Here is an 11,768-nt window from a genome sequence, read left to right as displayed (position 1 = left end):
GCTGGACTGGTACAACTACCACCGACCCCACACCGGCATCGGCAGCCACCCACCAGCCAGCCGCGTCACCAACCTCTCCGAACAGCACACCTAGGTGGCGTCTTGTCGATCATGTATCGAGCCAGATGACTGTGCTGGCCAGAGTGATGGCGGCGAGGTAGCGGCCGGGCTGCTTGTCGTAGCGGGTGGCGATGCCCCGCCACTGCTTGAGGCGGTGGAAGCAGCGCTCGACGACGTTGCGGCACCGGTAGACGGCTCTGTCGAAGCCACAGGGCCGTTCACGGCGCCGTCGTCGGCCTGCAAGCTGGTCGACGCGTTCGGGGATGGTCGCTTTGATGCCGCGTCTGCGCAGGTAGGCGCGGCAGGTGCGGGCAGAGTAGCCCTTGTCGGCCACCACCCGCTCCGGGCGGACGCGCGGTCATCCCGGTCCCGGCCGGGCGACGCGGATCTTGTCGATGACCGCTTCGGCCTGGGTGCAGTCATTGCGGGTGCCGGCTATGACCGTGAAGGCCAGCGGTCGGCCCCGCCCGTCACAAGCCAGGTGGATCTAATAGCTCAGCAGTGAGCCCGAGCACGAGAGCGCAAGGGCCCCGTGTGAAGTGGAAGCCTGCCGCCGTTCCGGGACTGGATCCCTGAGGTCAGACCGGCACCACTCACGACCCCGCCGGGCGGAGGCCCAAGGTGGATCCGGGGACGCGATCCCTTCAGCAAGACCGCGCCCCGCCCGGCGGAACCCACCAGGTGTCATGTCCCCAGCCCGCCGTCAGGGGCCGACCTCTCAGCAGTTCGCGAGCCGTAGAGCTCTCCAACAGACCGAGGTCCCTGACGGTCGCTGGAGACACGAACGGCTCATGAGATGGCGTGCCCCTGAGCACTTCTATTAGAGCGCCGCGTGCTCCGCACGGAGCTGACCAGCACATTCACGCAGTGCACGGACGGGAGAACGAGGTTGAGCAGGGTCTTCTGCGGCATCGACTGGGCCGAGAACCACCACGACATCGCCCTGGTGGACCAGGACGGCACCCAGCTGGCCAAGCTGCGCATCAGCGACGACAGTGCCGGGTTCCACGCCCTTGTGGAGCTGCTCGCCAGCCACGGCGACACCCCGGAGCACCCCGTACCGGTGGCCATCGAGACCCCGCGCGGCCTGCTGGTCGCATGCCTGCGCGCCACCGGCCGGAAGATCTACGCCATCAACCCGCTCGCCGCCGCACGCTACCGCGACCGCAGCAGCGTCGCCCGCGCCAAATCGGACGCCGCTGATGCCCGAGTCCTGGCCAACATCCTGCGCACCGATATGGCCGCCCACCGCCCTCTTCCCGCCGACAGCGAACTCGCCCAAGCCGTCGCCGTCCTGGCCCGAGCCCACCAGGACGCGGTCTGGGACAAGACCCAGATGGTCAACCGGCTCCGTTCCCACCTGCGCGAGTACTACCCGGCCGCCCTCACTGCTTTCCACGGAAGCGGCACCCTGGGACTCGACTCAGCCCACGCCCGCGCGGTTCTGACCGCGGCGCCCAACCCGGCGACAGCGGCCCGGCTCACCTGGAGTCAGCTGCGGGCACTTCTGAAGCGGGCCGGACGGCTCCGGCGCGGGATCGAGGCCGAAGCCGAGCGGCTCCGAGAGGTCTTCCGCAGGGAGTGCACCAACTGCCGCAGGTCGAACAGGCCATGGGCAAGCAGATCCAGGCCCTCGTCCAGCAGCTCGATGCGGCCTGCCGCAGTGTGGACGACCTCGCGCTGGCAACCGAGGAGGCGTTCCTCACCCACCCCGACGCGGCGATCATCACCAGCTTTCCCGGCCTGTCAGTCATGTCCGGAGCCCGCGTCCTGGCCGAGGTCGGCGACGACCGAGACCGGTTCGCCGATGCCCGGGCCCTGAAGGCATACGCCGGCGCGGCACCCGTAACCCGGGCCTCCGGCCGCAGCCACGTCGTGGTCGCCAGGGCTGTCAAGAACCAACGCCTGGCCTCCGTGGGCTACATGTGGGCCTTCGCCGCCCTCCGCTCAGCGGAACCCCGTGAGCACTACGACCGCCGACGCGCCGGCGGCGAACGGCACACCGCAGCCCTGAAACCTGTTCAACAAGCTCCTGGGCTGTCTCTACCACTGCCTGCAAAACCGCACGATCTACGACCCAGAGCGGGCCTTCCCCCTGCCCGTCGCACTCGCGGCCTGACCAACGAAGTTGACCTCCAGCGACATGAGATGTCTTGCTGGTCAGCCCGCCGCGGGAGCGTCCGAGCCCGCGTTCCTCGAGCCCCCTTTGGCGGCGGTGTGCTGATGGGCCCTGACGATCGTGGAGTCCAGGGCGACCAGCCAGTCGACCTTCGCCTGCCCCTGGGCCGCGGCCAGGAGCCGGTCGAAGGTTCCGTCGGCGGCCCAGCGGGCGAAGCGTCCGTGCACGGTCTGCCAGGGCCCGAACAGCTCCGGCAGATCCCTCCAGGGCACCCCGGTGCGGAACTTGAACACGATGCCCTCCAGCACCTGGCGGTGATCCCGCCACCTGCCCCGGGCACGAGCCGCAGGCGGCAACGACGGCTCGATCACCGCCCACGCAGCGTCAGATATCTCCTCATCCCTCACGACCACCCAACGATCGGGTGATCGCAAAGACACTGCCTAGTGGCAGTGGTGCAGCCGTCTGCGGACCGCGTCGGCACCCTCGCGCCGCAGCACGGTCACCATCTTTCCGAAGGCGCGCGGGATCAACCCGGTGAACGGGGCTGTCCAAGCCGCCTCCGACGCCGTGATCACTGCGCGGCGGATCCCGGTGCGGCGGGCGCCCGGGCCCGTGCCGGGTGGCGGGTGCCGCGACCGGCGAACGCACCGGCATCCTTCAGCGCCGGCCGGGCCGGCTCGGCTGACAAGTCGGTACGGCGGCGCGCTGAGGGGCGCCGGTGACGGGTTGCCGGAGGCCGCAGCAGACAGGGCAGATGGCTGGCAGGGCTGCGGATCCGGTGTGTGAGGGAGCTGGGCGTCACCCGGGTCCGATGCGTGCCAGGGTGACGCCCTGTTCGACCTCGCCGCCTTGACGCTCGGACACGCCGAGCACCGACACGTCGTTGCCGACCATGGCGCCGAGTCGACCTCGACTGATCCGCGCGTGGTGGTCGCTGCGGAGTCTGCTGGCGATTCGCTGGCTGACCGAGCACTGCTTCGACCCGACCGCGCCCGGCTGTGGAACAATTCAGGCGCTCAACCAGCTAGCTACTCATTGGGCGACGGCTCTCCGTACGCGGTACTTCCAATGAGAAAGAGAGCGCAGAACAGTCTCGGCCCCGATGGGGTTGGCGCTGTGCACGTAGACAGTGCCGATCTGGAACGGGTTTCCATGAAAGGCGGCCTCCTCCAGGAGGGTCACCACCGGCATGATGCTGTCATCCCCGCCGAGGTCGTGGTCGAGCCAGAGCTCGTCGATGAAGATGTCCCGGTGCTCTTGGAGGAGTTGGACTCCTTCACGGCTCGTGCGGGCGAGCCGTGTCGCTTGGGGCAGCGCTCTGAGGTCGTCAATGGCGAGGATGATCGGTGTCGGTCCGGGAGAGGGCTGCTGCACTCGACCATCATGCCGGGAGGGCGGCGGGCAGGTGTCGGCAGCGGGCGGCGGTGTGCCAGTCCTGTGCGGGGTGCGGGTGCGTGACCGCCGTGCTGGAGACGTGGCACGCCGGCGGCACGCTGCGGGAGGACTCCCTGCGGTTGACCGAACATCTGGGCGGGCCTGGGTGAGGCGGGCGGGGTCGAACGCATCGGACACGGCGCGTGGGGTGGCGGTGCGGTCCTCCAGACGGGGCGAAGGCGAACAGCTCCCGGATCACCGACCACACGTTCTGGATCCTCGCGGTACGGACGTTGCTGTCCTTCTCGGGCTGGGTGGTGTGGCGACGGGGCTGGTCGGCGCGGGCGAGGACGGTGACGTGCGCGAGGAGCGGGGCGCAGGTTTAGCAGACTTCTTCGACGTTCCGGACGCGGCCGGCGGTGGGGTCGTGGCGCAGGATGAGCAGCACGGCGCCCGCGCAGTGGGCTGAGGTGTCCGGATGGGCGGCTCAGTACCGCGAGCCGCAGTGGCAGCAGGCGTGGGGGCGGACGGTTGCGGCCTTGACGTGGGCGGCGGCGTGCCGGGCGGCGAAAGCGCGCAGAGCCGCGAGGTCCTTGGAACGCGGCGACATCCGGCAGGCGGGAGTGCTGCAGGAGACGGTGGCTGAGTGGTCGCTGTGTCCGGTGATCCGGACGGTCCGGCTCCGCCTGGGAACGCGCTCGGCGGGGGTTTCGCTGAAGGCGGTCGTCACGGCCGTCCGTTCTCGTCGGTCGGTGGATGTCGATCCGTGACGTCGGTCACGGCGATCCGTCGATCAACCAGCGCTCTTAGTAGACGCAACGTGGCGGATATTTGTAGTTTTGTTCGCTTTGGCCTGGATGTGCATCCTGTCGTGCGTCCTGGAACTCCGCGCGGTCGGCCTGCATGCCAGCTACACGGCGCTGTAGGGCTTCTGACGTCGTGACAGCTTGTCCTCCTGTCGTCATGTCCTGACCGGAGGGGCCTGCGCGCTGCCCTGGCGAGGTCCTGGGGCCTACGAGGCGACGTAGTGGCGGGACCCGTTGCGCACCCTGTTGAGCCGTTCTAAGAATGACGGCCCACAGGACGTCGCCGCAGTTGAGAACCGGTGTTCACGCCGACTCGACCGCGCACTGCGGCGCTCGACGTCACCGAGTGAGCAGGAGCCCCCCACGTGAAATCGTCCCGAACGTCCCCGAGACTCCTCTCCCTCGCTCTCGGCCTGGGTCTGGCCTCCAGCGCGCTGGGCGCGGCGGTGCCGGCGAGCGCAGAGCCGGCCGCCACCCTGCCCGCTTCAGCCGATACCTCCATGGCGCGGTATGACGGGTCGGCCGAGGAGGCCGCGAACAACAAGGCGTTTTTCGAGGCTGTGCTCAAGTCGGTCGCCGAGAAGCGCGCCGCCCAGCCCGGCGCGCAGGCAGTGACCCTCTACTACGACGCCTCCAAGGCGCCGAGTTTCCGCTCACAGATATCGAGCGCGGCCTCGATCTGGAATAGCTCCGAATCCAACGTAAAGCTCGAAGAGGCTTCGAACGGTGCCGACTTCTCCTACTACGAGGGCAACGACCAGCGGGGCTCCCACGCCGACACCAATGGCCACGGCAAAGGCTACATTTTCCTCGACTACGCCCAGAACCAGCAGAACGACTCGATCCGCGTCGTCACGCACGAGACCGGACACGTGCTGGGACTGCCGGACGACTACAGCGGGCCGTGCAGTGAGCTGATGTCGGGCGGCGGCCCCGGCCCGTCCTGCACCAATCGCTATCCGAACGCCACCGAGCGCGCGCGTGTCGACCAGCTGTGGGCCACCGGACTCGCGCCGGCCCCAGATACGGGGGACCAGCCTGCTGGTGGCCCGAGCGCTGCACCGTCGGTACGGATTGTGACGCCGGGCAACGGTCCGTGGCGTCCGCTCCACGGTACGCCCTGGAGTTGATCAGGTTCCCGAGTGGGCAGCGGCTCGCTGTCGCGGACGGCTTCAGTCACATGCCCAAGACAGTCGTCTGAGTGTTCTTGCCGGCCGCGAAGAAATCCGCCCCGGCTTTCATGATCTCGTTGGCCCGCCTTCAGGGCGTCCTCGGCGGTGCCTGCCCCACCACGGCAGGATCGCAGGCCAGTCGTTGAGCCCGCGGGCTGGACGCTTCGGCATCCGCGACCTCCCGTCATCCCAGCCCCATCCGCGAGCGTACAGACCGCACCGGGGCAGTGCGCTGGCCCCTGACCTCAGCCGCTGTGAGGCCGCCGGCCCGCTCTCTTTTCTTCACAAGGGACGTCACCCCGCGGCCCGCACCATGCCAGCACACCAGCGCCCGGCCCACCCGGTGCACTCAGACGGCCTGTGATCAGGCCACCCGTTCGGCTCCGTGTATGTGTGCCGACGAGGGGGCACTGCGCTGTGCGCGTTGTGAATGCCCTCCCGGGTGGGGGTGTCACGGCCGGTCCCCGAGTCCGATCGCGCCACGCCCACCGGGGCGCCGCCTCGCCGGCGTGACGACGCTCGGGCAGGTGAGGCATTGATCCCGCAGATCCGACCGGTCATGTGCACGGCCCCGGAGCTTTCCGGACCGGGGCCGTCCGTTCTCACATCCCCCCGGTCACACATTCCTCTACCCGTAGTAGAGCAGCAGCGGTAGAGTCGGGATATGGCAGCAGACGAGACGAGCATCAAGGTCAGCGCGGCCGCGCGGGACCGGCTGGCACAGCTGGCGGCCGAGCACGGCACGACCATCCGGGCCCTGGTGGAGGACCTCGCGCAGGGCACCCCGACCCGGGCCGAGTACGCCGAGCGTGCCGAGCTGGCCCGCGCCGAGCTCGCCTCCGCCCTGGGCAGCGCGCCGAGCCCGGAGGCCGAGGCGAAGGCCCGGACGCTGCTGGAGCGCCTGGGCGCCGCGCACGGGCCGCGGGCGGCCGCATAGTGGGGGCGATCGCGGTCGTTCTGGACCACACGACCGCCGCGGCGCTGTACGACCCGAAAGACCCGTTCAACGAGGCGGTCGCCGCCCTCTACGTCCAGGCCTCCGGCGGACTCGGTGACCTGTACGCGCCGGTCCTGTCCCTCACGGCCGGGGACACCGAGCGGCCGGGCCTGCTCAGCTACATCAAGGGCTTGCGGTTCATCCGGATCGAGGCGTTCGACACCGACGCCGCGGTCACCGCCACCGAACTGCTGCGCTTCGGGCACTCCTGGGCCACCGTCCACCCCATCCACGCCGCCCGCCCGTCGGCCGCCCACCCCACCGGCCGCTACCTGCTCACCCTGACCCCCAAGGCATACGCCGGCACCGGCGTCCAGGCCGTCCACCCCGGCCAGTAACCGGCCGGCGCGCACCGTCCGGCGGGCGGCGCTGCCGTCCCACAACGAGTCGCCGTGGCGGCTGATGCAGCACTGTGGGCCTGCGGCAGGCAGGCAGGCGGGGCCTGCGGAGGTGACCGACGAGGATGTCCACGACGCCTGGTCAGCATGGATGCAGACAGTGAACAGCGCTCACGAAGCGCTGATCCCCTACGACGATCTCGACCCGGCAACCCGCGCCTTTGATGCGCCGTACGCGGAGGCCATCCGCAGAGCAGCGCGCCAGATGAGCAGGTGAGTAGGACGCGCGCTGATCTTGGGCAACTTCAAGCTGACCGCGCCCCGACACAGCGGGACCCCGGGCCCGCCCACAGGGCCCGGGGTCTCGTGCGTCACAGCGCGGCGGTGCGGTGGTCCGCTACGGGCGGGCGCGGGATGGTGACCCGGGCCTCCGCCAGGACGACGCCGGTCACCGGGTCGCGGTGCACCGGGGCCTAGAGGCCCCAGTCAGCGTCACCGACGGTGAGCCAGCCGCCGGCCCACGGGGCGTCGGTGGTCTCCAGCTCGCGACCGGCGAGCGGGCCGCCCGCGAATCGAACGATCACAGCAGTACCTCCTCCGGCGAGTACTTCCCGCCTCACCCCTTGGTGGGGCTCAGCGCCCGGTTCCACACGGGCCCCTGACCGGGCGCTCTCACGGTGACGGGCCGGTCCGGCAGGCGGCCGCTTCCACGTCTCCTGCACCGCGGAGGGCGCGGGGCGGTCGCTGAAGCGGCACGGCCGGCGCCGGCAGCAGCCGACCGGGCGCGCCATCGCTCCGCCGAGTGCCGGGACCTGGCGGTGTTCTCGATCCGCAGCAGCGTCCAGATCGTCACGGGACCAGCCACGGACGTGTTTCTGTCCGCTCAGCCGTCCTGTGCCGCCAGTGCCGCAACCGCGGGGATCGCTGCGAAAGCTTTGCGCGTGTGCCGGATGAGTGCCGTACGGTCCTGCTGTACGGCGTCCGACGAGGTCCATGCCTCCAGTGCGCAGTGCCAGGCGGCGAGCATGAGGTCGAGCAGCAGGCGCAGTTCGGTGCGGCCAGGGGACTGCCCGGCCAACCGGTCAGCCACGATCCGAACGACGTTCGCGGAGACCTCTGAGCAGTGGCGCAGGCTGTGTGCGGTCAGCGCGGGGGTGCGGTCGGCCAGGCTGCGGCTGGCCAGGAAACGCCGTTCCCATCCGTCCGTCATCTGCTCCAGTGCCGCGAACAGCGCGTCTTTGTAGGCGCCGAGCAGGTGCTCGCCGGTCAGGGGCCGACTCCCGATGTCGGTGAGGTAGGCGGCCCACAGTTCCTTCTCCGGGGCCAGGGCCACGTCTTCCTTGGAGGTGAACGTACGGAAGAAGGTGCGCTTGGAGACCTCCACCGCATCGACGATCTCGTCCAGCGTGACCGTGGTGAAGTCCTGCGCGGTGAACAGCTCGAGGGCGGTATCGACCAGAGCCTGACGGGTCCGCAGCTTCTTGCGCTCACGCAGCGGCAGTTCTTTCGGGTCCTTCTGCACGAGGCAGAGCCTAGCAGTCGCGTTTGCCCCTTGTGAGCTTATGCCACTCAGTGGCACTATCTCTCGCCGTGAAGGCACTGACGATTGATCACTCAGCCCCGGGACACCTCGCGCTCACGGAGGTCGCCGACCCCGAACCCGCTGCCCACCAGGCCCTGATCCAGGTCCACTCGTTCTCCCTCAACGCCGGCGAGGTCCACCACGTGGTCCCCGAGGGCGAAGCCGGCACGGTGCCCGGCTGGGACGCCGCGGGCGTCGTGGTCCGCGCAGCCGCCGACGGCTCCGGTCCCGCCGCCGGTACCCCCGTCGTCACCCTGGGGGCGGACGGCGCCTGGGCCGAACTGCGCGCCGTGGACACCAACTTGATCGGCACCGTGCCCGAGGGAGCCGACCTCGGCCCGATCAGCACACTGCCGGTCGCGGCGGGCACCGCCCTGCGCGCCCTGCACCGCATCGGCCCGATCCTGGGACGGCGCGTCCTGGTGACCGGCGCGGGCGGCGGAGTGGGCCGCTTCACCCTGCAGCTCGCGGCCCGAGGCGGCGCGCATGTCACCGCAGTGACCAGCGATCCGGCGAAGGCGGACGCACTGCGCGCACTCGGCGCCGACGAGATCGTCACTGACCTGGCCGCGCTCCAGCACCTCGAACCGGTCCACGGCGTGGTCGAACTGGTCGGCGGCGCCCACATGGTCGCCGCGCACGGCGCCCTGGCCGAGAACGGCGTGCTCGTGGCCGCAGGTCACATATCCGGCGACGGCGAGCAGTTCCCCTACGGAGCCCTCTTCGGCAACGGCCATCGGCACAACCGTCAGATCGCCACGTACTTCCTGCTGGACGACGCCGTCGGACTGGGCGCGGACCTCACCTGGCTCGCCGCACTCACTGCCCGCGGCGAGCTGGACCCGCAAGTCGCCCTGCGCACCGACTGGACGCAGACGGCGCGGGCAGCAACCGAACTGGCAGCCCGCCGCGTGCCGGGCAAAGCCGTCCTCGACGTCCACTGAGCGGACAAGACGGCGTCCGCCGCCGGTCACCTGACCATCCTGCGGACATGAAGCCATCAGACCGAGCGTCAAGCAGTTCGTTTCGCGACGTCTCGCTCAGGAGCGCCGTACCGGCGACACCGCCTGTAGCCGTCGGGTCGGGAGACAAGCGCTGGTTGTCTCCCGACCCGACGTGTGTATCGCGTTCCCACTCGCGACGTTGAATCCCAAGCTCAGCGCCTGTTCGTGATTTCCCCCGCCGAGCCGGGGCGGATATTCGCTGGACGTCGGACAGGCCGGCGGCGAGCGTTGGGCAGATGCAGCAGGAGAACATCTGGGACGCCGATGCCGCCCAGCGCTATGACGCCTGGATCCGGCATGTTCGCGCCTGAGGTCCTGGGGCCGACCGCGGACCGCCTCGCCCGGCTCACAGGGGACGCAGCAGCGCTTGAGCTCGCCGTCGGAACCGGCCGGGTGGCCATCCCCCTCGCCGGGCGAGGAGTCCCTGTCACCGGCATCGAGTTGTCGCTGCCGATGGTGGAGCAACTGCGCACCAAGGCGGACGAAGCGGCGCTCCCCGTGATCATCGGCGACATGGCGACCACCGTTGCCCCCGGGAAGTACACCCTGGTCTACCTCGTCTACAACACGATCTCCAATCTGCTCAGCCAGGCCGCGCAGGTCGAGTGCTTCCGCAACGCGGCCCGCCATCTCACGCCTGGAGGCCAGTTCGTGATCGATCTCTAACGGCCGCAACGGGGATGTCAGCGCTCCGACCACAGCGAAATCGCATGGTGACCTGCGCGAACGCGAGGGTTGTCCGTCGGGTCGCGCAACAGTAGGCGCAACCTCCAGCGCAACAGCCAGGCGCAACCCTTGTCGCAACCTCGTGCTCCTGGTCGATCGAGGTGGCGGGTCACGCAGCCCGGACGGCTCCCTGGGTACGGGCGAGGTGGCGCAGCTCGGAGCGTGCCGCCAGCCCCGAGGGGGCGGTCTCCCAGTAGGGGTGCCACAGCCGTACGGACAGGAGCAGCAGGCGGCGGCGCAGGGCGGCGGTGACGCGGGGGCGGGGTGCCGCGAGCGTTTGGTAGGTGGCGTTCCAGGCGGCTTGCGTCTCCACCAGATCGTCGGGGAAGTCGATCACGTCCGTACCAGCATTGGATCGCTTGCTCGAATTGCGTGTCACTTCGGACGCGCCCCGCCCGGCGCCGTGGTCGTTACATGCCATCGAAACTTGATGGACGAGGCTCGGTGCTGCCAGAAGTAGGCATGGCTGCGTGAGGAGCCACAGCGTCGACAAATTCGTATCCGCATGAAGGACATGGACGCGGTGGCTCTTTACGAGCTTCACCTTGGGGTGGGCTCCTTACCAGGGCTTTTAGGGCGCCTGAGGTGCGCTCATTCCTCCCCCGGTCGGAATGAACGGCGTGTGACGGGCCGGGGCGGGGCTTGGGCCGCCTGACCTGCGGGAACACCTGTCCCTTCGCGACGGGGCACGGAGGGGGTGATGGAGGGGCCTGCGGAGGGGGCCTCCCGTATCTGGTCAGGGGTCTGCTCGGGCTCGTCTGCGGTGCTCGCCACAGGGCGCTCCTGCAAGGTGGGGCGGGCCTGTCCCGCCATTCACCTCGTACAGGTGTGGAATTCGGCCTCCGTGTGACGCCGGTCTTGGAGAACCCCTCCGTCGTGACCACAACGTGATCAACCCGGAGGGGGGATAGTTCTCCCCTCCTCAGCGGCCGGACTCTGTCCACAGGACCGCGGTTCGAGCATCGGGTTCGAGGCCGCCGCGATCAGCGGGGCGGCCCGTACGTTCAGGAGCCGACATGCCCGAGACCACGCCGCTCACCCCGATGACCCCGCACGCGGCCATCAGCGCCTTCAACTACCTCCGGGCCATCCAGGCCGACGACGCCGACGCCGCCCGCGAGTTCGCCGGCGCCGAACCGCGGATGCCAGAGCTGCTTGTCGACGTCGCCGAACGCATCATTGTCCCGGTCACCGCGCTGCCCGACGCCGGCGCGGGCGAGTCGTGCGAGGACACCTTCGCCCTGTAGGCCCTCTGGCGCGTCTTCGTGACCTCGCTGCGGATCTGGGCGCAGGCCGGGCCGGACACGGCGGAGGGAATCGCGCGCTCGGTCATCGACTTCGCCGCGCAGTTCCTCATCGAGGACCACGAGGACGTCGCCGACACCCTGCGCCAGCTGGAGGCCGTCGGTGTGGGCCAGGCCCTCGATGCGCACCCCGCACCGGCCGGCTCGCTTCCGGTGCGCCTCACTGCCGTGCAGGGCGCGCCGAGTTGGGCGGTGGGGGGGGGGGGGGGGGGGGGGGGGGGGGGGGGGGGGGGGGGGGGGGGGGGGGGGGGGGGGGGGGGGGGGGGGGGGGGGGGGGGGGGGG

At 70.0% G+C, this 11,768-nt stretch carries 9 protein-coding genes and 6 pseudogenes; 9 read left to right on the top strand and 6 right to left on the bottom strand.

Annotation, left to right across the window (positions count from 1 at the left end; genetic code table 11):
* Window positions 1-109: 109 nt before the first annotated feature.
* Window positions 110-547 (bottom strand): annotated as a pseudogene (locus tag ACZ4WH_RS43255) (IS5 family transposase); the annotation flags it as partial.
* Between the two features lie 402 nt (window positions 548-949).
* On the opposite strand from ACZ4WH_RS43255, the pseudogene ACZ4WH_RS43250 reads away from it, so the two are divergent.
* Window positions 950-2,179, top strand: a pseudogene (locus ACZ4WH_RS43250) (IS110 family RNA-guided transposase).
* Here ACZ4WH_RS43250 and ACZ4WH_RS43245 read toward each other — a convergent pair.
* Window positions 2,132-2,586: pseudogene (locus ACZ4WH_RS43245) on the bottom strand (IS5 family transposase); the annotation flags it as partial. The pseudogenes ACZ4WH_RS43250 and ACZ4WH_RS43245 overlap by 48 nt on opposite strands.
* Before the next feature lie 57 nt (window positions 2,587-2,643).
* A pseudogene (locus tag ACZ4WH_RS43240) lies at window positions 2,644-2,757 on the bottom strand (IS5/IS1182 family transposase); the annotation flags it as partial.
* A 232-nt stretch (window positions 2,758-2,989) separates the two neighbouring features.
* Between ACZ4WH_RS43240 and ACZ4WH_RS43235 the strand changes: the two are divergent.
* Window positions 2,990-3,254, top strand: a pseudogene (locus ACZ4WH_RS43235) (hypothetical protein); the annotation flags it as partial.
* Here ACZ4WH_RS43235 and ACZ4WH_RS43230 read toward each other — a convergent pair.
* Entirely contained in the window at window positions 3,215-3,556 is a 342-nt protein-coding gene (locus tag ACZ4WH_RS43230) for a cyclic-phosphate processing receiver domain-containing protein (RefSeq protein ID WP_468191623.1), read from the bottom strand. The pseudogene ACZ4WH_RS43235 and the gene ACZ4WH_RS43230 overlap by 40 nt on opposite strands.
* Window positions 3,557-4,727: 1,171 nt before the next feature.
* Here ACZ4WH_RS43230 and snpA point away from each other — a divergent pair.
* The 4 genes from snpA to ACZ4WH_RS43210 all read left to right on the top strand — a co-directional run bounded on the left by snpA (window position 4,728) and on the right by ACZ4WH_RS43210 (window position 7,146).
* On the top strand, window positions 4,728-5,492 hold the full coding sequence (gene snpA, locus ACZ4WH_RS43225) for a snapalysin (RefSeq protein WP_468191621.1): 765 nt from the start codon (window positions 4,728-4,730) through the stop codon (window positions 5,490-5,492).
* A gap of 706 nt (window positions 5,493-6,198) precedes the next feature.
* Window positions 6,199-6,471 carry a hypothetical protein gene (locus ACZ4WH_RS43220; protein WP_468191618.1) on the top strand — a complete coding sequence of 91 codons (273 nt, stop codon included), beginning with the start codon at window positions 6,199-6,201 and terminating at the stop codon, window positions 6,469-6,471.
* Window positions 6,471-6,869: a PIN domain-containing protein gene (locus ACZ4WH_RS43215; protein ID WP_468191615.1), complete on the top strand. Its 399-nt coding sequence runs from the start codon at window positions 6,471-6,473 to the stop codon at window positions 6,867-6,869. Before ACZ4WH_RS43220 ends, ACZ4WH_RS43215 begins: the two co-directional genes overlap by 1 nt.
* Before the next feature lie 112 nt (window positions 6,870-6,981).
* The gene (locus tag ACZ4WH_RS43210) at window positions 6,982-7,146 is read left to right on the top strand and encodes a DUF7701 domain-containing protein (protein WP_468191614.1); all 165 of its coding nucleotides are present in this window, start codon (window positions 6,982-6,984) and stop codon (window positions 7,144-7,146) included.
* A 606-nt stretch (window positions 7,147-7,752) separates the two neighbouring features.
* Here the strand turns inward: ACZ4WH_RS43210 and ACZ4WH_RS43205 are convergent.
* The gene (locus ACZ4WH_RS43205) at window positions 7,753-8,391 is read right to left on the bottom strand and encodes a TetR/AcrR family transcriptional regulator (protein ID WP_468191611.1); all 639 of its coding nucleotides are present in this window, start codon (window positions 8,389-8,391) and stop codon (window positions 7,753-7,755) included.
* A gap of 68 nt (window positions 8,392-8,459) precedes the next feature.
* Here ACZ4WH_RS43205 and ACZ4WH_RS43200 point away from each other — a divergent pair, with 68 nt between their 5' ends.
* On the top strand, window positions 8,460-9,395 hold the full coding sequence (locus tag ACZ4WH_RS43200) for a zinc-binding dehydrogenase (RefSeq protein WP_468191608.1): 936 nt from the start codon (window positions 8,460-8,462) through the stop codon (window positions 9,393-9,395).
* Window positions 9,396-9,691: 296 nt separating this feature from the next.
* Window positions 9,692-10,118, top strand: a pseudogene (locus ACZ4WH_RS43195) (class I SAM-dependent DNA methyltransferase); the annotation flags it as partial.
* A 172-nt stretch (window positions 10,119-10,290) separates the two neighbouring features.
* On the opposite strand, the gene ACZ4WH_RS43190 reads toward ACZ4WH_RS43195, so the two are convergent.
* Window positions 10,291-10,518 carry a hypothetical protein gene (locus ACZ4WH_RS43190; protein WP_468191605.1) on the bottom strand — a complete coding sequence of 76 codons (228 nt, stop codon included), beginning with the start codon at window positions 10,516-10,518 and terminating at the stop codon, window positions 10,291-10,293.
* A gap of 679 nt (window positions 10,519-11,197) precedes the next feature.
* Here ACZ4WH_RS43190 and ACZ4WH_RS43185 point away from each other — a divergent pair.
* Window positions 11,198-11,428, top strand: a complete 231-nt coding sequence (locus tag ACZ4WH_RS43185) for a hypothetical protein (RefSeq protein WP_468191603.1) — start codon at window positions 11,198-11,200, stop codon at window positions 11,426-11,428.
* Window positions 11,429-11,768 lie beyond the last annotated feature (340 nt).

The sequence above is a fragment of the Streptomyces sp. NPDC029138 genome, assembly GCF_055564375.1.
Note: the sequence above shows the minus strand (reverse complement) of the source record. Positions and strands in the feature narration are given on the sequence as shown.